Below are 20,824 nucleotides of genomic sequence, written 5' to 3' on the forward strand. Positions count from 1 at the left end.
CACGAACACCCCCGCGTATCGAAGGAAATATCCGATGGTTTTGCAGGCAATGTAAGCGGATGATCCAACACTTTTAAACGCAACCAGCGCACCGCTTAAACAAGGGCTTTCGAGTGATCGACATGGATTGTTTTTTGAAACAGCGTGGCTTCGGCGCAGCGCTGAAGGCTGCTTTTGTACTGAGCCTGTTCCTGGGTGGCGCGAATGCATTCGCTGAAGACCAACCTTGCCCGTTCGATGTCCCGCAAACAGACCTGAAAGTCGCAAGCTGCGTGCAGGAAGGGAACGTGAACATCCTGAAACTCGTGCCCCGCAACGAACCCGGGTCCACCAACGACTTCGACAACCTCCCCACCTACGTCGTCTCCGGGAAAAACCTGCAGGATATTTTGGCGGTTGTCGGAATCGACAGTGCACGGCGCTACAACAAGCTGATCGAAGTGCCTCATGCTGAGGAACTCAAAGAGTTTTCGGACGCTGCGCCCACCGCAAAAGCGTTAATGAAGCAGCGAGGCTGGACGCTGTTGGACATGAAAAACGTTATCTACCCTGGCCCGGATGATGTTGAGGGGTTTTCATTAACCTGCAACACACTTCAAGCAGAAACAGCCCAGGGTTTTGTCGTGGTTTCGCAGTGCAACACCTTTTATGAAGAAGGCGTTTCCGACTTGAAAAAACTCCTGGCCCGAATCACCTGCGAACCCCCAAAAAGCGAAGCCTTCCCAGCGCTGAACACCGACTCAGGCACCATCGTTTTCAACTACACCAAACTGCCCGAAAACGAGTCCCAAGACCCCGATGACGTGGCCATCGACGTCGATTTTGTGAATTGTGCTGACGGCGCTAAAAAGAACATCGCGGGGCTACCATTTTTGGCGGCCACGGGCGCGGTCAAAGCCGCTTTCTTAGCCACGACCAAACCCGGTGCAGAACCCGAGCTAATCATCATTCACGCGGTCGGAATCAGAGCCGATACCGGCGTTAATTACTTGGGCGATTACTACACCGTTCACGTCTACGCCAACGCGCCAGCGGGTTACGTCAGAGATGAGCGACTGTCGACCTACTTCGGCAATGGCGACGATATTGCGCGCGATGCCGAGTCTGAGGAGTTGGTCTACACGTTCCCCTACAAAACCGCCGATGCCATCGTCGCCAAGCTCAACTCCGCCGCCTACAAACACTGGGCAGCGGGCGACGAGGTGAAGCTCACGATCAATAAAAAGACCTCGATTTACAGTTCGCCGGTTTTAGCCGAGGTGACGAAGATGTATCTGATCAATGGCGATTCGGTCTTGCAGGAAGGGGCTGAGGCCGGGTTCCTGAAAATCATGTTCAAAACGCCGAAGGGGAAAGCTATTCGCGGCTGGGTTCTGTGCGGTGATGCCGACGGTTGTTAGTCGAGGCCCCGGTTCCACGGTCTGAGGCGAAACGGGCTCGGTGATTCATCACTAAGCCTTGCGTTTTCCTTTAGACTTGCGCCCCTCAAGGAAGACCTCAGGACACGGAATGCCAGTCCCTTCAAACACGCTTCGCAAAGCCCTGGTTGCCTGGCTGTCCGCCGCGGCCTTGGTGCATTTGTTCGTCAGCATCATCCTGACCTGGGTCGGCCCTTCAGGATGGCTCGACGTCTACCTGCAAAACGTCGACTTCGCCTTCTGGACGGACCTGCCACCGCGCGCCGCCCGCGAGCAACAACTCTGGTGGCTCGCCGTGTTCGGTGCGACGCTGCAAAGCTATTCCCTCTACATGTTCGCCCTCGTGCGCATCGGCAATCGCCTGAAAACTCCGATGGCGTGGGGTTGGTTGATCGCCGGCATCGTGATCTGGGCGCCGCAAGACATGTGGTTTTCCCTGACGGCGCAGCTCTGGGTGAACTTGTGGATTGACGGTTTCGCACTGCTGACTTTATTGCCGCCGCTGTTCTGGCTCTATTGCCACGACCGCCGCACCGCCTCTTCAAACATCACACCGAGTGACGCCGACCATGCCTGATTTTTCTCTTCTGGATTGGGCGGTCGCGCTGCTGATTGCCCAGGCGATTCTGGGTGCGCTGGACACTATTTATCACCACGAACTGACGGTCGCGCTGCCGTATCGGCACAGTGCGCGGCTGGAGTTGTCGATCCATGCGCTGCGGTCGTGTTTCTACGGGATTCTGTTTCTCGGCATGGCGCATCTGGCGTTTCAGGGCACATGGGCGATTGTGATTGCGCTGCTGTTTGCCCTGGAAATTTGCCTGACGCTGTGGGATTTCGTGGTCGAGGATCGCAGCCGCAAACTGCCGGCCATCGAGCGGATCATGCACACCGTGTTGGCGGTGAATGGCGGGGCGTTTTTCGCGTTGTATGGCGTGCAACTGGCGCAGTGGGCGAGTCTGCCGACGGGCCTGTCCGCGATTGATCTCGGCTGGCGTGGCTGGTTGCTGACGTTGTTCGCCGTCGGTGTTACCGCGTCGGGAATTCGCGATGGCTTGGCGGCGTTGCGCATGCAGCGCGAGGGCAAACCTTCTAACCCGTTCGCGGGTGGTGCTTATAAACGCGTGCTGGTGACCGGCGGCACCGGGTTTATCGGCGAAGTGCTGGTCAATCAATTGCTCGATGCTGGCCACACGGTCAGCGTGTTGGCGCGTGATCCGTTGAAGGCCGCGTACCTGTTCGACGGGCGCGCCCGGTGCGTTCGATCGCTGAGCAAACTTGGCTATGACGAAACCTTCGATGTGGTGATCAACCTCGCGGGCGCGCCGGTCGCCGGGCCGCGTTGGAGTGCCAAGCGTCAGGCGCAATTGATCGCCAGTCGGGTCAATACCACCGAAGCGCTGATGAGTTGGTTGAAGAACGCCAAACATAAACCGGCGCTGTGGGTGCAGGCCTCGGCCATCGGCTATTACGGCGTGCGTGATGCCAGCGAAAGCCTGGATGAAGGCGCGAGCAAGGGCGACGGTTTCATGGCCGAGTTGTGCGCCCAGTGGGAAGCCGCTGCACAACCGGCGACCGGGTTCGGCGTGCGTCAGGTGGTGTTGCGGCTGGGCGTGGTGTTCGGCCCGGGCGGCGCATTGTTGCCGTTGCTGATTCCGTTTCGTTTGGGCTTCGGCGGACGCATGGGCGATGGTCAGCAGATCATGAGTTGGGTGCACCGCGATGATGTGATGCAGGTGATCGCTCGAACCTTCAACGACAACAGTCTGAGCGGCACGTACAACCTGGTGGCGCCGGATGCGATAAGCCAAGGCGTGTTCGCCGAGCGCGTCGGCAAAGCCCTGAAGCGTCCGGTGTGGTTCCACATTCCCGCAGCGCCGGTGCGCGCGCTGGCCGGTGAGATGGCGCAGTTGTTTTTCGACGGTCAACGGGTGGTGCCGAGCCGATTGACCGAGGCGGGCTACACCTTCCGTTACCCGACCCTCGACGCTGCCCTGCGCGATCTGGCTTGAGGATTTGTTCATGAACAAGCCTGTGATGTACCTGCTGGCCGGCAACGGTGGCGCCGCTGATTGGTGGGATGACGCGCTGCCGCACTTTCAGCGTTATCAGGTGGTGCCGCTCGAATTGCCGGGCTTCGGCGACAATCCACAGGCGCCCTGCGAAGACCTCGCGGCGTACGCTCAGGCGTTGCTGGCGATGACGGTTCAGGGCAGCGCGATCATGGCGGTCGGGGTCAACGCGCTGCTGGTGCTGCATGCGCTGCAACGTCAGCCAGGGCACTTTTGCCGCAGCGTGTTGCTGGCGCCGGTCGGGGCATTTTTGTGGCAGCGACGGTTGCCGGCGCTGATGTCGCCGCTGCCGATTCGCAAGACCATTCATTGGCTGCTGGCGAATAAACCTGCGCTGTTCAAACACAAATTCTCTAACCAGACCTGGACGCCCGCGCAGTATCAGCGCATGGGCGCCGGGTATGCCCGTTGTCGCGCGTTTGTGCCGCATTGGGACTTGGTGCGGGCCGACACGGCGTTGCCGCTGCTGGAGTGGATCACCGATCCGGTCGAGTTGGTGTGGGGCGATCAGGACAACGTGCTCGGCATCGCCCAGGCTGCGGCGTGGTCGGCGATTCTGGCGCGTGCTGATCTGACTGTCTGCCTGAAAACCGGCTGGGGTCATTACCCGTGGATCGACTCGCCCGCCGAGTTCGCCGCGTGGTTGGAGTCGGGCGAGCGCGGATTCGTCGCGCACACCAAGGGAGGTCGCTTGCGTCTGGCCGAGTTGGCCGGGCAAGCGGTGCCGCCAGCGCTGTCACTCAACGATGCTCTCGATTCGCGGTTGCCTGCGTTCCTTGCCAGCCAACCGGACGCCACGTGGGCGGTGCGTTCTTCCAGTTATGGTGAGGACCAGGCCGACGCGGCGAATGCAGGGTTGAGCACCACGTTCCTGCGCGAACTGACGACCAACGTGCCGGCGCGCATTACCGAGTTGAGCGAGGCGGGCGTGGAAGAAGTGGTGGTGCAGCGCTTCATCACGCCCAAGGTGTCCGGGATCGGGTTTGTGCGGCATCTGTCGGTGGAACTGGAGTGGGTCGAAGGCCATCTCGAATCCTTGGCCGATGGCCAGGTGAGTCCCGAGCGCTCGATCATTTCGCGCCTCGGTGAATCGTGGAGCAGCGACACGTTCAAGCCCTCCCACGGTCTGACGGCGGACCTGTTGTGGCGCTTCCTGCAAGGCGTATTGCGGGTCTTTCACTACGTGCCCGGCGACGTCGAATGGGCCTGGGACGGCCAGCAGCTCTGGCTGCTGCAATACCGGCCGATCAGCGATTACGGCTGGCGCCGGCACCTGACCGCCGCCCACATCGCCGAGATCCTGCCGCCGCAACCGAGCGTGTTCGTGGAGTACGCCCAGCGGCGTGCGGCGGCGAGTATTCCGGCGATCATGGCGCGTTGGGATTCGCGGGTGTTGCAGGACAACGAGCCATTCACCGCGGTGTTTGGCGGCGCTTCGTATATCAACAATGATCTGTTTCTGGCGCGGCTGGCGGACTGGGGGATTTCTGCCAGCAGCTATGCCGGTGAAGTCGGCGGTGCGACGCCACATCTGCCTTGGCGACCATTGCGAATGCTGCGTTCGTTGCCCTTGTTTCTACGGATGCAACGCATTGCGCGCGGGCATTTGCTGACACTGGAAAGGGGGTTGCAACGCTTCGATCAGGAACTGTCTGAGCTGATCGCACAAGGCGCCGACGGTCAGCAACTCGCCGATTGGTTCACCCGGTTTTATGTGTTCGTGGTGCAGGGCAATTTGTGCATCGCTACCTCGTTGGCCAGCAGTGGCGGTGATCTGTTGGGGCGGCCGCCAACGGCGTATGACGATCTTGAAAACAGCCCGCATCGATTGCCGTGGGAGACCGATCCAGGCACGCCGCGTCCAACGTCGACTGATCTTCCGTTGCAGGCCTTCCCGCAATGGTCGGGGCTGATCCGTGTGGTTCATTCGACCGGCCTGCCGGGCCTGCGCGGTTACTACCTGCAAGTGCGCGAGTGGTATCGCGACAACCTGATGCGAATCTTCTTTCGCCTGCACCATGCGATGCCGGCGGCTGATCGAGCGCACTGGTTCGCGCCGCATCCCGACATTCGCAGCCGCGACGGCAGCTTCTGGCAGGACGGTCGCGAAGGCACCGAACACGCGACGGGATTCATGATTTATCCAGGGCAAGTGCAGGGCATTTTGGGCGATGACATTTTGCTCGAAGACACCCTGGACCCCGGTCGCCACGCGCACTATCAGGCTGCGCGGGCGGTGATTGCGCGCATGGGTGGGCGCTTGTCCCACGGCTCGACCTTGTTGCGTGAACTGCGCAAACCTTCGGCGGTGCTGCCTCAGGTCGATGTGGCGTGGCTGGGGTGTGAGGTGCTGTATCGCGATGGTGAACTGACGTTGGTGAAGTAGTTTTTGATGAAAAGGAATTCTCTTGTGGCGGGTTTGAAGCGTGGGTGCCTGGCGCTGGTGGCGGCGGTGATGTCGTCGGCGGCGTTCGCGACGGAGCCGGTTGCGGTGCAATGCCCCAGCGCTAATTTTGCGGAGTTCGTCACCGCGTTTACGGCGAATGCTGACACTCAGCCAGCCTTTATCGCTTCTCCGGTGATTGAGTTGTCAGTGGTTTCCACCGGGTCGAAACCCCGGGTGGTGCAACGCCAAGTGCCGATGCTGAGCCCGCGATCATTGGTCGAACTGTCTGCGGATTACATCGCCAAATCCGGGCTGAGCCTGCAGGTTCAGTTGCCCAACTATGTGTTCGTCCGCGACCGCAAAGGCGAAGTGCTGAAGGTCCTCACGTTCAAGTTCGGCGACTGCTGGAAATTGGTGCGGGTCGAAGACTGGTCACTGGAAAAAGTGCTGTCCGCGCAACAAGGGGAACTGCGCGCTGCGCCGGGTGCCCGCGCCCTCAAGCGAGGCGCGCTGTATGACGCGCTGACGAACGAGTCGGGGTATCCGGCTGATGTGCAATTGTATATTTCGTCCCTGGACAGTTATCTGGACGGTGCCGCCCAAGGTAACGATCAGGCCGCGTATGCCGCCGCGTCGGTCAGCCTTTCAGGGCAGGCGCCGCGTCTGGACAACAGCAAAATCCTCGAACTTTATATTCAAGGTTCCCGAACGCTCGCGCAGGCCAGCCATGCACTTTCCGGGTTTTATTGCGACGAAGGCGAGTATGGCGACCCGCGCCCCTGCGCCGACCCGGCAAAGTCCCTGGCGGCGTTGAAAAGGTCCGCTGCGCAAGGTGCGCCCTATGCGCTCAACGACCTCGGCAGCGCCTTTCAGCGCGGCACGCTGGGCATTCAGGATTCGCAACGGGCATTGGCCTGTTACCTGGCGGCGGCCAACATGGGGCAGGAAGGTTCGCGCACCAACGCGGAACAACTAATTGCTCAGGGCATAACGGTCGACGCGGCCAAGCCGTGCCTGGCGCAAGAACCTGCTGAGGAACCCCAGGCATTGGCCTGCCCGTCGAAGAATTTCGAGGCGTTTTTAGCCGACTTCATGGAAAGCCCAGCCATTCAAAAAGCCTTCACCCACGTCCCGATGAAGAAGCAGATCACGGTGGACGCCGAGCCTGAGCCGAAGCAGGTCAGTACGTTGCTGGATCGCAGCGAGCTGGTATTTCCGCTGATCCCGGAGGCGAAGGCGCGCGAGACGCAAGGGCTGACGCTGCAGGTCGTGGACAAGAGCGACACGTCAGCGACGGTGAAACTGCAAAAGCCGGATACGGGTTATCAGGTTATTTACCGGTTCAGTTTTGATGGGTGTTGGGGACTGGACGAAGTGCAGGATTTCTCGATTGAATGCCGGGGTCTCGAATGGCAAGCAGTACGACTTTTCTCACAACTGGAGTATCGACTTTTCTCCGGAGAAGGGATGCCAATGGGAACAGTGAATTTACTCAGGAGTTACAGCATGAAAGGACTTTCGATTTTATTGGGTTGCGTCCTGACGAGTGTCGCCTCTTTGTCTTTCGCCGCCGATCCATCCTTCAAGGACTTCAACGTCACCCAAGTGTTTGCCGGTCCAAACCACGCCCTGGCGCCCCAGGAAAACAGCAACCAATGGATGGATGAAGCACGAGCACAAGCCCTCGCCGGCAAGGTCAATTTCGCCGGGCACTACGTTCTGCACAAGGTTGGCTGTGGCGGCAGCACGATGTGTGTCGAGGTGCTGGACGCACAGACGGGCGAGGTCGCGGCAGGTTTGCCCAATGCGTACGACGGCAACTTGCTGACACTGTCTTACCAGCCCGACAGCAACTTGATCATCGTCTCCGGCATCACTGTCGACACCAAAGAAGACCTGAAGGGTAAACGGCTGAAGAATCGTGACCGGATTCGCTATTACGAGTTTGTGAGCAACGAATTCCGGCTGTTGAAAATCAAGGACGAATAAACGATTCGGCGAATGCTAGAACAGGGGCTTTTTCATGATTAAGCGTTTTTGCGTGGGTAGCGTTTCGGCGCTGTTCGCAATGTCAGTCTGCGCCGCCTCAACGGATGCCTACACCCAGCGCGACGTCATGCAATGCGGTGGCGTCGAAGTGGCATTGGTTTCGTCTTGCCAGTCGGTGACGGTGCAAGAGGGGCAGGACCAGGTGATTCCGGTGTGCTCCGACCAGACCATCAACATCAACGGCAAAGTGCTCAGACGCGACATCGGCAAGGTCTCCCAATTGACCACGGACGGCACCACTGTCTCGATGTTGGAAAATGTGGTGGTGGCGATGGATTGCATTAAAGGCGCCAAGGGCAGTCTGGTCGCGATTGGTGGTTACGGCGGTTGTGGTGCTTGCCCTGAATGGCATGGCTATTACTCAACGGCGGGCAAGTTGGAAATGTACTCCTACAGCAATGCTTACCGCTCGTTTGGCTCCAAGGGCTCATCTGAAGCGTTGATCAAAGCCTACGGCGTGACCGCGAAAGACCTTCGCGGGGAAAGCCTGGAAATAAAAAGGATTACCTATGGGCAGCCTTGATCTGGCTGGACGCAAGGGTGCGGGACTAGTCAAAACAAGGGAGTTGTCTTTGAAAAAGTTATTGATGCTGATGTTGCTGGCCTTCCCCGCATTCGCTCACAGCGAAGTGGAAACGGAAATCGACTGTTTTCAATCCCTGGAAGGCAAAGACATAAAGTTGGAGTTCAGGATCTACCGTGATGAAGCCGCCAAGTGGAGCGGGGCGGGCGCCAGGTATGGGACGTCCAAAGAGTCGATCCCGCTGGTATTCAAAAGTACTGAGCAAGAAGAAATGTCCGAGGGCCGGCCTTTTCAATTCACCACCACGTGGGTGGAAGTCGTTGGCGGCGCCGTCACGGGTGAATACGTCATGGTTCGCCAAGGTGCGCTGATTTACGGCATGTCGTACACAAACGCTAAAAGCAAAAAGCGGTATGCGTTTGATCACCACCCGTTGATTGAGTCTTCTGCTGAGAAGGGGTGTCAGTGGTGAAGCTGTTTACCTTGAAGATTTCAATGCTCCTGATGGCGCTATTGAGCTTTGGCGCGGGTGCCGCTGAGTTGGTTTTCCCCCACGCCACGATCTGTGAGCCTTATAGCAAGGCGCCCGGTAGTTGTTCGGTTGCCTTGAATTCAGACGGCTTTATTTTAGATGCCGGCTCAGGAAAGCGACTGCTCGACGCCCCGGAAGACGCGGGCTCGATATTAACAAACGCGCTGTATCGATCCGGCAGCCAATACATCCTGGACAGTGAAAATTACTCTTCCGCCAAGTCGCGCCGTTGGGTGGTCTTCAGTTATGACGGTAAAGAGATCGTCCTGAAGCATGTCTACATTTTTTCATTAGCGATCTCCATGCAGGTTGGCCCCTACTGGCATGGCTATGACTGCCGTCCGGTCAATGCGAAGTTGGTCCGTGCGGGGGGACTGTTGGAGTCGTCCCTGGAGACGCTCTGCAAGGATGTCGAAGCCAACGTGGTAACGATTGCGGATCATGCCCCCGCACCTTCGGTCGCGGGTTCGTTGGCGGTCAGTGTGCCGGTGTACAGCGACGGGCAACGCAATGGCGCGGCAACTTACCTGTTTGAAGGGACGGATGAGCCTGAGTTTTTGAAGATGGCGTGTGACGCCGGCTGCGCGCTTCCCTTGAAAGAAACGGCTTCGCTGAGTACGGGGGAGGCAGTGCAACCGAGTGCCAACGCTAACCCGCCAACGGTGATCAAACAGCAGCAGGCCAGCTTATTGGGCGATGCATCCCGTCAAAACGTGTCTGTACTGTCCGGCGCCACCGGGGCAGACTTCCGCCGTCTGCAGATCACACCCGAACACGGCACTGGCGACGACATCCTGCTGGATACCTCCAATGCTTTGCCATTGATCAAGAGCCAATACTCGTCGGCCATGAGCGATGTCTTCGGCGTCAACATAATCAGCAACCCGGCAGGCGTGCTTAAGATCATCGATATACAAGGTGACTCCGTATCGGTCAAACAGTCTTCTGCCGAAGCCGGGAGCGCCCTTGTACTGGTCAGCAGCGAAGAAGATAACGCCGTTTATAACTTCAACCTGGTGTTTCGCTACAACAAAAACTCCAGGCAATTTGAGCTGAAAAACGTGTTGCAGGTAACGAACAATGAGGCCTGCGATCACTCGATTGTCGGTGTTCGAGAAATGCCTCTGGGCGTGATCGGCGAAAAGTCATTGGCGTCTTTCGATGGGCGCAGGGCGTTTGAGCAGCTGTCTGACTTGCACCCTAAGTCTGCCGACTACAAGAAATTGATGATGACTGACGTCGCGGAAAAGCTCGACAAGGCGTTGGCGCTGCATCGAAAAGGGCAGACCGAGGCGGTCCGGGAGTTGATGGGAAGCTTCCTGATGTACAACAACGCAGGCCAATGCGACCCAGAAGGCTACATCGCTTCAAAGTATGACTTCCCTCAGTTGCCCGGTTGGTCTAACGACTTGGGGTTTCTATTGGGTGAAACCGGTTATTACCAAGAATCCGTCGAGTTGTTGAACGCCGTGATTGCCCGAAATCCCGGCCGGACCGTGGCCTATCTAAACCTCGCGGACAGTTACTGGGGACTGAAAGATAAAGTGCGGGCTGCACAGGCTTACAAGCAGTACGCCTCGTTGATGACTGACGCGGATAAGGCGTTGAAGATTCCCGCGCGAGTGGCAGAGCGCAGCAATGAGACGGTGGAGTGATTAGGAGCTTGAAGATCAAAAGATCGCAGCCTTCGGCAAGCTCCTACATGGATATGTTTTGTCAGACGATTTGTGTGACTTGGCAGTCATTGACGCCAAAAAGCGCTACATCTTCTTCCAACGTAACCCGATAGTGTCGTTATCCCCCAAACTCGCTACACTCCGCCAGCCGTTCATTTTCCTTTTGAGGCTGCACGCATGAAATTTCGTTTTCTTCTGTGGATGCTGGGTTTGTTGATGGGTAAGGCCAGTCGGACTAATCCTGCATTTCAACAGCAGTTGGGTGACAAGGAATTGGTGTTTCAGCTACAGACCCTGGACGGGAAAGTGGCGCGGCATTTCTTTGTGAAGGATCAGCGTATTACCAGCAAGTCTGGCGTGTATGCCGAGCCGGCGTTTGCGATTGCCTTTAAAGATGCGGCGTATGGCTTTGCCACGATGCAGGCGAAGAACAAGCAGTTGGCGTTTATGCAGGGGATTCAGGACAAGTCGATTCAGATCAAGGGTAACCCGGCGCTGGTGATCTGGTTCCAGGGGTTGACTAAATATCTGAAGCCGAAGAAAAAGCCTTCTGTTTCGCGGTAGGGGAGAGGTCTCGGCCTGGAAAGCCATTAATCTGGCTTTTAAAGATTGCAAAACTGTCAGTTATGACAGGTCTCAGCATTTTTGGCGCCGTGTTTCACTGTGGCTGTCGTCCCTGCGGGGGCTGATTTAAACCACCATGGAGTGCGGTCATGAGTCAGGTAAAAGCAACAGCTGCGGGGACTTTAGACCCTAATTTCGGTGCTGAAGGTATCGTTTCTCAGCCATTCAAAGACGTTGCGGGTCTTGCTACCGCAGTACTTCCACTGGCGCAAAATAAGTTACTCCTTGTGCTGAACTTGACAAAATCGGATGCTTCGGCTGCCAAGGTGGCAAAACTGCTTGAAGATGGCTCGCTCGATATGTCGTTCGGGCAAAACGGTATTGTCGAAATCCCTTTCACAGACGACACCTGGTTTTCGCCGAGCCGTTTGCGTCCAGCGGCAAATGGTGGATGGTTGATCACCGGAACGGCCGAGCATCCGGTTCGCGGCGTGGAACTGGCGGTTGTGCGACAGCTTCAGGATGGTCGGCTGGACAACACATTTGGCAAGAATAAAGACGGCAAAGTGCTTATTAATATTGCCGAGCTTTTAGGGCTTCGGCCGGGGGACGATGCCAAGCTCCTGACTCGCCGCCATGATCGCAATCTTGATGAAAATAAAACCGATAGTGCAGAGAGTGGCGGCGTTTCAGTCACAGACCAAGCGGACGGCAAAATTCTCTTGGTCACAACGATTCAATACGCCTTCGATAATCTGCGCGGGCTGGTAATACGGCTCAATCCGGATGGCTCGCTGGACGAAACCTTCAATGGCAAGGGGGTTGTTCAGGTCGAATTGCCAGACATCAACCATCGATGGAATTACGCTTCCGGCGTGGCCGTTCAGGAGGACGGGAAGGTGCTGGTAAGTGGTGATTTCAGTCGTGAGAGTTCGCATGAATCGCCGGATGCTTATGTGATTCGCTATCACCAGAATGGCGAGATTGATCGTCAGTACGGCGATAGCAAAAACGGTGTCGTGACGATCACTGACACCAGTCGATGGTTGGTTCTTGGTTCGATCACCCTGAAGCCAGACGGCGGAATCATTGCGACGGGCTCCGCCGAAGATGACTTCAGGCGTGCAGGACTGATTGTTGCGCTGAATCCCACGGGCAGTTTCAACATAGTGTTCAATAATGGTCGCCCGTTGCTCACCAACCTTCTGGAGCAAGGGGAGTCATGGCGCCGCAGTGCCTTGCAAAAAGATGCTTCGGGCAACGTCCTGGCCATTATCGTCTCAGGGCAAGGCAGCAGCAGTTTGATGGATGAGCGAAACTCGCTGGTGACGGCGCGATACCTTCTTAATGGCTCGCTGGATAAGGCGTTTGGTGGAGGCGGCTGGGTTGAGTTCAATGACGATAGCGCGATTGATCTATTCAGGGACAGCGCGGTGACGGCGGATAACAACATCGTTGTTTGCGGTTTTGTCTCCTTCGGTCCTCTTCCGCCGCGGGGCAACGTCCTGCGTTATCTGGGCTAGAGCGGCTGCGCGATATGAGACTCGAGGTGAATTGCGAGCCACGCTCCCACAGGGGATTGCCTAAGTCCCTGTAGGAGCGAGCGGTGCGACGATTCGACTTGCCCGCGAAGCTTTTAGGCTTGGGTAAATTGCGAAGCCAGTTCGCGCAGCAGCACTTCAGCCTCAAGCACTTTGCTGACCACATCATTGGCCTTGTCGCGGGTCAAACCAAGCCGCTCCAGCAACGCATCCGGAATATCCTCGTCCGGCCCGGACCCAATCCCGCGGCTGCGCAGCAAACGCACTGCCAGGCACACAAGGTTCGGGTATTCGGAGTACGCGTCGTCATAGCTCGGGTCGTGCTGGAAGCGCAGCGCCGTGGCCAGTTCGTCCGGCATGTCCCAGTAACGCATCAGCCACGAGCCGATCTGTTCGCGGCTGATACCCAGCAAGTGTTGCTCGACGTAGCTGTGGCACAGGTGCGGGTTGACCTCCAGGTGGCGGCAGATCAGCGAGAAGTGCGGCGGGAAGACGTGGGCCAGCAACAGGTAGCCGAAGTTGTGCAGCAGACCGGCGAGGTAGGTCAGGCCGGCTTCCGGGCGCTGGGCGCGGGGCATGGCGCGGGTCAGGCCTTCGATGACGGCGGCGGTGTAGATCGATTGCTGCCAGTACGGCGTGGTGTGTTGCGGATGGTCTTTCGGCAGGCTCAAGGTCTTGCCGAGGGCCAGGCCCAGTGCGAGGTTGATCACCAAGTCGAAACCCAACACGCGGACGATTGCGTCTTCCACTGAGCGAATCTTGCCCGGCGAGGCGTAGTACGGCGATGCCGCCCAGCTCACGACTTGCGCGGCCAGGGCCGGGTCGGTTTCGACGACGCCGGTGATGTCGTCGATGGTAGCGTTGGGGTCCACGCGCAGTTTGATGATCTTCTGCGCGGTTTCGGCCAGCGGTGGAATCTCGATGGTTGCTTCCAGACGTTGCTGGATGCGCCGCGCGGTGAACGCTTGAACGGCCTGGGTGATTTCCTCGCGGTCATCGTCCGGGCGGTCGAGGTTCGGGCGGATGCTGGTCAGGGCTTCGCCGAAGTTGGCGGCGCTGGCCTTGGTCAGCATGCTTTTGAAATCGTCGCTGGAGATTTCCAGCAGCACGTTCGGCTCACCGGAGTTGATCAGCAACTTCGGCTCGCGCAGCAGGCTTTCTTCGTAGAGGCACGGCGAACTGGTGAGCGCCGGCAGGCCGGGCAACAGGCTCAGATTGTGTTTGCCGAGCATCTTCTCCAGACGCTCGGTCGACACGGCGGTCAGTCGGCGGCCAGTCAGTTCGGCGAGGCGATTGAGGTCCAGCAACTGGCTCTGCGGGAACAGCACCATGAGCGCGCCGACCGCATCGTCGAGCAAAACCGCCTGCACTTTACGCGCGGCGTTCAGGCCGTGATGGTCGAGGACTTCTTCGTAGGCGATGCCCAGTTTGCCGAGCAGCAGCCGAATAACAGACGGAGCGTGCGGGGTTTCAGGGGCGAGGGCAGCTTCAGTCATGGTCTGTATCCGTTTGCAAACAATGGCAGGAGTATAACCACCTTGTTTAAAACCATGGTCCAGAAACTGCGACGGTGCTCACACTTGGCCGTATTGCTGCCCATGGCGCAGCCAACGATCAAGTAATGGGCTGACGTGATCCGGCCAGCGTTCCAGCAAGGCTTGGGCTGCATCGCGCACGGCGGGCAGTAAATCTGCGTCGCGCATCAGGTCCGCGACTTTGAATTGAAGCAGACCGGTCTGGCGCGTGCCGAGCATTTCGCCGGGGCCGCGCAGTTCGAGGTCTTTTTCGGCGATGACAAAACCGTCGTTGGTTTCGCGCATGATGCCCAAGCGCTGACGGCCGATCTGTGACAGCGGCGGATGGTAGAGCAGCACGCAATGGCTGGCGGCGCTGCCACGACCGACGCGGCCGCGCAATTGGTGCAATTGCGCGAGGCCGAGGCGTTCGGGGTTTTCGATGATCATCAGGCTGGCGTTCGGTACGTCGACGCCGACTTCGATCACCGTGGTGGCGACCAGCAGTTGCAGGTTGCCGGCCTTGAACTCGGCCATGACTGCGGCTTTCTTGACAGGCTTCATGCGCCCGTGGATCAGCCCGACCTTCAACTCGCCGAGGGCGGCGGTGAGGTCTTCGTAAGTCGTTTCGGCGGCCTGACAGGTCAGCTCTTCGGATTCTTCAATCAGCGTGCAGACCCAATAAGCCTGACGCCCTTCGGCACAGGCACCGCGCACCCGTTCGATGACTTCGACGCGCCGGGTGTCGGTGACCAGCACGGTGTTCACAGGTGTTCGGCCGGGCGGCAGCTCGTCGAGGATCGAGGTGTCGAGGTCGGCGTAGGCGCTCATGGCCAGCGTCCGAGGAATCGGCGTGGCGGTCATGATCAACTGGTGCGGGCACATCCGCCCGCCGACGCCTTTCTGCCGCAACGCGAGGCGCTGCTGGACGCCGAAACGGTGTTGTTCGTCGATGATCGCCAGCGCCAGGTTCTTGAACTGCACTTCTTCCTGGAACAAGGCGTGAGTGCCGACCACCATCGGCGCACCGTTGGCGATCTGCTCGAGCGCGGCGACGCGGTTCTTGCCCTTGAGCTTGCCAGCCAGCCACGCGACTTCGATGCCCAGCGGTTCGAGCCAGCGCTTGAAGGTGATGAAGTGCTGCTCGGCAAGAATCTCGGTCGGCGCCATCAATGCGACCTGATAACCGGCCTCCAGCGCTTGCAGTGCGGCCAGGGCGGCGACCACGGTTTTACCCGCGCCAACGTCACCCTGAATCAACCGTAGCATCGGTTCGTGCTGACTAAGGTCGTAGGCGATTTCGTTGCCGACCCGTTGCTGGGCGCCGGTCGGCGTAAAGCCGAGGTTGGCCAGGTATTTGGCCGGCAGCTTGGTGGCTTTCGGCATCGCCGGGGCGCGCAGGGAACGCATGCTTTCGCGCAGACGCTGCTGGGATAATTGGTGGGTCAGCAGTTCTTCGAAAGCCAAGCGATGCTGGGCCCAGTGATGGCCGAGGGCGAGTTCATCGACGTCGGCATCGGCGGGCGGGTGATGCAGGTAGCGGATCGCATCGGCCAGCGGCGCGAGTTGATAGTCCCGGGCCAGTTCGGTCGGCAGCCAGTCGGGCAGGCTGGTCGGGCCGAGCAGGGTCAGGGTTTGCATGCACAGTTGGCGCAGGCGTTGCTGGGTCAGGCCTTCGGTGAGCGGGTAGACCGGCGTCAGGGTTTCATCCACCGGCGGCGGCTCGTCGCCCGTGATGGCGCGGTATTCCGGGTGGTAGATCTCCAGCCCCGATGCACCGGGCCGCGCTTCGCCGTAGCAGCGAATCCGCGTGCCGCGTTTCAGGCCTTCTTTCTGGGCATTGCTGAAATGGTAGAAGCGCAGGCTGAGCCCGCCGGTGCCGTCCTGTATCCGCACCACCAGGCTACGGCGTCGGCCCATGACCACGTCGGCGCCGCTGACGGTGCCTTCGATCACCGCATCCTGGCCGGGTCGCAAGTGGCCGATCGGGACCACGCGAGTGCGGTCCTGGTAGCGTAACGGCAGGTGAAACAGTACGTCCTGGAGATTCTCCAGGCCGACCTTGGCCAATTTCTCGGCCATGGCTTCACCGACACCCTTGAGTGCCGTTACCGACACTTGCGACAACTCGGTCATGGCAGCGACTTAACCGGCCACCACCGGCGCTTGTGGCTTGGCCACCGAGCACAGGCGAATGGAGTCAGCGAGGATTTCTATCGCCTTCGGCCGCGGGAAGCTCGCGCGCCAGGCGATGGCCACCGTGCGGAATGGCACTGGCGGCGACAGCGGACGCACGGCAATCACGCCGGGCGCGTAGTGGTGGCTGTCCACCGCCGACAGCGGCAGGATCGAAATGCCGAGGCCGGAGGCGACCATGTGGCGGATGGTTTCCAGGGAGCTGGATTCCACCGTGGTGTGCTTGGCGCCGTCGTTGCCTTTGCCCAGGGTCGGGCAGGCTTCCAGCACTTGATCGCGGAAGCAGTGGCCTTCGCCGAGCAGCAGCAGGCTCTTGTCATTGAGCAGGCCGGCGTCGATGGTTTCTTTCTGGGTCCACGGGTGCTGGGCCGGCATCAAGACGTAGAACGGCTCGTCGTAGAGCGGCAGGGTCAGCACGTCGGCTTCGTTGAACGGCAGCGCGATGATGATCGCGTCGAGCTCGCCGTTGCGCAGTTTGTCGCGCAGCACGTGGGTGAAGTTTTCTTCGATGTACAACGGCATCTGCGGGGCGACCCGGTGCAGTTGCGGAATCAGGTGCGGAAACAGGTACGGGCCGACGGTGTAGATCGCGCCGACTTTCAGCGGGGCGGTCAGTTGGTTCTTGCCGGCCTGAGCCAGTTCGCGGATGCCTTGGGCCTGTTCCAGGACTTTTTGTGCCTGGGCCACGATGCCTTCGCCGACCGGGGTCAGGCGCACGGCGCTCTTGCTGCGCTCGAAAATCAGCACACCGAGTTCGTCTTCAAGCTTTTTCACGCCCACCGACAGGGTCGGCTGGCTGACGTGGCAACGCTCGGCCGCGTGGCCGAAGTGCTGCTCTTGGGCGAGGGTAACGATGTAGCGTAATTCTGTAAGAGTCATAGCAAGCGTCCATGAAGTTGCGGGCCAAGCATACCGGCTGCAATCGATAGACGCACGTTATCAGAGAGAGTGTGTTGAGTGACACAGGGCAATGCGCGTTTGCCGCTGGTGGATATGCAAAAGGCAGCTTTCGGTGCCTTTTTGGCTGTTGCATAACCTGTAGGAGCAGAGCTTGCTCGCGAAAGCGGTGTGTCAGCCAACGTGGATGTTGGAGGTGATGGCCTCTTCGCGAGCAAGCCCGCTCCCACATGGGACTTGCGGTGTCTTATCGACGGCGTTCCAGCGAGTAAACGAACGGTGCGACGATTTCGATCGAGCCGTTGTTCAGCATGTCGGCCGGTGGCTTAGGCAGCGGCTGGGCGCGCTTGATCATTTCCAGGGTGGCCCGGTCCAGATCGGCGTTGCCGGAGCGGCCCACCAGTTCGAACGACAACACATTGCCTTCGCCATCGACCACGAAGCGCAGGCGGTTCAAACCTTCCTTGCCCCGGGATTGCGCACTGGCTGGGTACTTTTTGTACTTGGCCAGGTGAGCGAGCAGGGTGCCTTGCCAACTGGCCTTGGCGGCCTGTTGCGCGGGCGAAGGACCCGGCGCTGGCTGCGCGGACTTCTCAGTCGGTGCCTGGGTCGGTTGCGCGTCGCTCGGTTTGGCCTCGGACGGTTTCTCCTTCGGCGGCTCCGGCTTTTTCTCTACAGGCTTGGGCGGTTGCGGCTTGGGCTTGGGTTTGACCGGTTTCGGCACGGCAATTTCTGCCTTCGGCACTTCAGCCAGTTTCGGGATCGGCAGCTCTTCCACCGGGGCCGGTGGTTGCGGCGGTGTAATCACCTTGGGCGGTGCCGGCGGTGGCGGGGCCGGAACCGGCGCCAGTTCCACCATCATCGCCTGCGGTGGCAGCTCGATGGGCGGGCGCGCGGTCCAGTTCACCGCCAGCGCGATGGCCAGCGCATGCACGCCCAGCACCACGGCCAGGCTCCCGCTGTAACGCGTCAGCTTATGGCGCGTCGTGATCATTTCTTGACTGCCGTCTCAAGCCCGACAAGACCGACTTTCAGGTAACCGGCGGAGCGCAGGTTGTCCATCACGCTCATCAGGTCGCCGTAGTCCACGCCTTTGTCGGCCTGGAAGAAGATCGTCGTGTCTTTCTTGCCCTTGGTCCGGGCGTCGAGTGTGGCGCCGAGTGCTTCGGCCTTCACTTCGTCTTCGCCGAGGAACAGGCGCTGGTCAGCTTTTACGCTGAGGAACACCGGTTTCTCTGGCCGTGGCGCCGGTTTGGCGCTGGAAGCAGGCAGGTCGACCTTGATGTCCACGGTAGCCAACGGCGCGGCCACCATGAAGATGATCAACAGCACCAGCATCACGTCGATAAACGGCGTGACGTTGATTTCGTGGTTCTCGGCCAGATCGTCGTCCGCGCCTTCTTTCAAATGCAAGCCCATGGCTGATTACCCTACTTTGACCACGTGGGGTTGCGTGGAGCGCTCAGCGGTCGGCAGGTGATCCAGATCACGGCTGACCAGCAACAGGACTTCAGCAGAGGCGTCCGACACCTGCGCCTTGTAACCGGCGATGGAGCGGGCGAAGACGTTGTAGATCACTACGGCAGGAATCGCCGCAACCAGACCCAGCGCAGTAGCCAGCAGGGCTTCGGCAATACCCGGAGCCACAACAGCGAGGTTGGTGGTCTGGGTTTTGGCGATGCCGATGAAGCTGTTCATGATGCCCCACACGGTGCCGAACAGACCTACGAACGGCGCGGTGGAACCGATGGTGGCGAGCACGCCGGTGCCGCTGCTCATGTTGCGACCGCACGCTGCAACCAGGCGCTCGAGGCGGAAAGCGACACGTTCCTTGATGCCTTCTTTTTCGCGGCTGTTGACCGACAAGCGCATCTCTTCCAGCGCATCGTGAACCAGCAAATTGGCGAGGGTGCCTTGCTTGGTCGCGGTGGCGCTGGCTTCTTTAAGGGTGGTGGCTTTCTTCAGGTGCACGATTTCGTTACGCAGACGACGCTTGGCGCCCATCAGCTCGAAGCCTTTGGCGATCCAGATGGTCCAGGTGATGATCGAGGCAATGGCCAGGCCGATCATCACGATTTTCACGATAATATCGGCGTTCTGGTACATGCCCCATGGCGACAGGTCGTGGGCCATGCCCAGGGTGTTGTCGGGTTCGAGGACTTCAGGTGCGTCGTCTGCAGCAGTGGCGTCAACAGCCTGGACCGGATCGGTTGCGGCCGGTGCAGCGGCGTGATCAGCAGGGGCTGGAGCGGTCGCAGCGGCTGGGGTGGCGGGTGCTGTTGCATCAGCGAACGCGGCGGTTGGCGCCAGCATCAGGCTGAGCAGCAGGGCGGCCACAGCGCTCCAGGCGCGAGGTCGTTTGGTTGGCGAAGCGGGGAATTGATTGCGTGTCATGCTGGCCGGACCTGAGAGAAAAATAGGGTGAATGTTCTTCCAGGCCTCGTAAGGCCGAGAACAAAAGTGGCCGGCATTATTGCAAGTAATTCTTGTTAACAGAAGTAATAGAGTCTCTTTTTTTCTTCCATTGCTAGCCGCTCGTCCTTTAAGGGCGCTAGTCTGTACCTTTCCTGAGGGAGTTTTCTGATGTCTGCGCCATCTGTTTTGATCGCCGGCTGCGGTGATGTCGGCAGTCGTCTGGCCACGCAATTACTGGCTTCGGGTTGGGAAGTTCACGGCTTGCGGCGTGACGTCTCGCGCCTGCCCGAAGGGGTGATTGGCGTTGCCGGCGACTTGTTCAATAAAGACTGTCCGGAAACCTGGCCAATCGGAGCGGTGGACTACCTGGTGTATTGCGCGGCGGCCACTGATCACGATGAGGCGGGTTACCGCGCCGCTTACATTCAGGGTTTGCAGCACGTGCTGGAATGGCTGGGCGATTACGGGCAGGTGCCGAATCGGCTGCTGTTCGTGTCCAGCAGTAGTGTTTATGGCCAGCAGGAGGGCGAATGGGTCGACGAGACTTCGCCAACCGTGGCAGCGGGCTATTCCGGGCAAGTGATGCTGGAGGCCGAGCAAATTGCCCTGAATAGCGGCATCCCTGCGAGCATCGTGCGTTTGACCGGGATCTACGGTCCGGGCCGAGAGTTTCTGCTGACTCAGGTTCGGCGCGGTTATCGCGTGGCAATTGATCCGCCGCTGTACGGCAACCGCATTCACTCGGATGACGCGGCGGGATTGATGGCGTACCTGCTGGAGGCTGATCAGCGAGGGGTTGCGCTGGATAACGTCTATATAGGTGTCGACGATGCGCCTGCGCCATTGGCTGACGTGGTGGGCTGGTTGCGTGAGTATCTGGGCGTGACCGAGTGGGCCGAGAACGAGAGTGTGCGCAGGACTGGCAGCAAACGTTGCAGCAATGCGCGGGCGAAAGCGCTGGGCTGGGAGCCGAAGTACCCGAGTTATCGCGAAGGCTATGCTGCGATTCTTGAAGGGCGCAGCTGACCCTTAGTCACCACA

The 20,824-nt window shown here is 59.4% G+C and carries 17 protein-coding genes; 11 read left to right on the plus strand and 6 right to left on the minus strand.

Going from position 1 to position 20,824, the window contains the following annotated elements; genetic code table 11:
- Window positions 1-122: 122 nt before the first annotated feature.
- From NK667_RS28155 to NK667_RS28200, 10 genes are all read left to right on the plus strand, one after another.
- Window positions 123-1,400: a hypothetical protein gene (locus NK667_RS28155; protein WP_054617051.1), complete on the plus strand. Its 1,278-nt coding sequence runs from the start codon at window positions 123-125 to the stop codon at window positions 1,398-1,400.
- 109 nt (window positions 1,401-1,509) lie between these two features.
- Entirely contained in the window at window positions 1,510-1,995 is a 486-nt protein-coding gene (locus NK667_RS28160; RefSeq protein WP_054617050.1) for a hypothetical protein, read from the plus strand.
- On the plus strand, window positions 1,988-3,430 hold the full coding sequence (locus tag NK667_RS28165; RefSeq protein WP_054617049.1) for a TIGR01777 family oxidoreductase: 1,443 nt from the start codon (window positions 1,988-1,990) through the stop codon (window positions 3,428-3,430). The genes NK667_RS28160 and NK667_RS28165 overlap by 8 nt, the downstream gene beginning before the upstream one ends.
- 10 nt (window positions 3,431-3,440) lie before the next feature.
- Window positions 3,441-5,876: a PEP-utilizing enzyme gene (locus NK667_RS28170; protein WP_054617048.1), complete on the plus strand. Its 2,436-nt coding sequence runs from the start codon at window positions 3,441-3,443 to the stop codon at window positions 5,874-5,876.
- A 24-nt stretch (window positions 5,877-5,900) separates the two neighbouring features.
- Window positions 5,901-7,865, plus strand: coding sequence for a tetratricopeptide repeat protein (locus NK667_RS28175; protein WP_249574179.1), 1,965 nt, complete (start codon window positions 5,901-5,903; stop codon window positions 7,863-7,865).
- Between the two features lie 34 nt (window positions 7,866-7,899).
- Window positions 7,900-8,448, plus strand: a complete 549-nt coding sequence (locus tag NK667_RS28180) for a hypothetical protein (RefSeq protein ID WP_054048414.1) — start codon at window positions 7,900-7,902, stop codon at window positions 8,446-8,448.
- Window positions 8,435-8,920, plus strand: coding sequence for a hypothetical protein (locus NK667_RS28185; protein ID WP_330220022.1), 486 nt, complete (start codon window positions 8,435-8,437; stop codon window positions 8,918-8,920). The genes NK667_RS28180 and NK667_RS28185 overlap by 14 nt, the downstream gene beginning before the upstream one ends.
- Window positions 8,917-10,635 (plus strand): tetratricopeptide repeat protein, encoded by a 1,719-nt coding sequence (locus NK667_RS28190; protein ID WP_236708652.1) that lies wholly within the window; start codon window positions 8,917-8,919, stop codon window positions 10,633-10,635. Before NK667_RS28185 ends, NK667_RS28190 begins: the two co-directional genes overlap by 4 nt.
- Before the next feature lie 198 nt (window positions 10,636-10,833).
- Entirely contained in the window at window positions 10,834-11,220 is a 387-nt protein-coding gene (locus tag NK667_RS28195) for a hypothetical protein (RefSeq protein ID WP_054048418.1), read from the plus strand.
- Window positions 11,221-11,369: 149 nt separating this feature from the next.
- A complete protein-coding gene (locus NK667_RS28200) occupies window positions 11,370-12,743 on the plus strand; it encodes a delta-60 repeat domain-containing protein (RefSeq protein WP_054617047.1) in 1,374 nt (457 codons plus the stop codon).
- A 113-nt stretch (window positions 12,744-12,856) separates the two neighbouring features.
- Here NK667_RS28200 and NK667_RS28205 read toward each other — a convergent pair whose 3' ends face one another.
- The 6 genes from NK667_RS28205 to exbB all read right to left on the minus strand — a co-directional run bounded on the left by NK667_RS28205 (window position 12,857) and on the right by exbB (window position 19,762).
- The gene (locus NK667_RS28205) at window positions 12,857-14,257 is read right to left on the minus strand and encodes an aminoacyl-tRNA deacylase and HDOD domain-containing protein (RefSeq protein ID WP_054048422.1); all 1,401 of its coding nucleotides are present in this window, start codon (window positions 14,255-14,257) and stop codon (window positions 12,857-12,859) included.
- A gap of 78 nt (window positions 14,258-14,335) precedes the next feature.
- Window positions 14,336-16,411: an ATP-dependent DNA helicase RecG gene (gene recG, locus NK667_RS28210; protein ID WP_054617046.1), complete on the minus strand. Its 2,076-nt coding sequence runs from the start codon at window positions 16,409-16,411 to the stop codon at window positions 14,336-14,338.
- 9 nt (window positions 16,412-16,420) lie between these two features.
- Window positions 16,421-17,350 carry a hydrogen peroxide-inducible genes activator gene (locus tag NK667_RS28215; RefSeq protein WP_054048426.1) on the minus strand — a complete coding sequence of 310 codons (930 nt, stop codon included), beginning with the start codon at window positions 17,348-17,350 and terminating at the stop codon, window positions 16,421-16,423.
- Window positions 17,351-17,615: 265 nt separating this feature from the next.
- Window positions 17,616-18,362, minus strand: coding sequence for a TonB family protein (locus NK667_RS28220; protein WP_054048428.1), 747 nt, complete (start codon window positions 18,360-18,362; stop codon window positions 17,616-17,618).
- Window positions 18,359-18,787: a TonB system transport protein ExbD gene (exbD, locus tag NK667_RS28225; RefSeq protein ID WP_008150131.1), complete on the minus strand. Its 429-nt coding sequence runs from the start codon at window positions 18,785-18,787 to the stop codon at window positions 18,359-18,361. The genes NK667_RS28220 and exbD overlap by 4 nt, the downstream gene beginning before the upstream one ends.
- A gap of 6 nt (window positions 18,788-18,793) precedes the next feature.
- A complete protein-coding gene (exbB, locus tag NK667_RS28230) occupies window positions 18,794-19,762 on the minus strand; it encodes a tonB-system energizer ExbB (RefSeq protein WP_054617045.1) in 969 nt (322 codons plus the stop codon).
- Window positions 19,763-19,951: 189 nt separating this feature from the next.
- On the opposite strand from exbB, the gene NK667_RS28235 reads away from it, so the two are divergent.
- Window positions 19,952-20,809, plus strand: coding sequence for an SDR family oxidoreductase (locus NK667_RS28235; protein ID WP_054617044.1), 858 nt, complete (start codon window positions 19,952-19,954; stop codon window positions 20,807-20,809).
- Window positions 20,810-20,824 lie beyond the last annotated feature (15 nt).

The organism is Pseudomonas nunensis (assembly GCF_024296925.1).
GTDB lineage: Bacteria > Pseudomonadota > Gammaproteobacteria > Pseudomonadales > Pseudomonadaceae > Aquipseudomonas > Aquipseudomonas nunensis.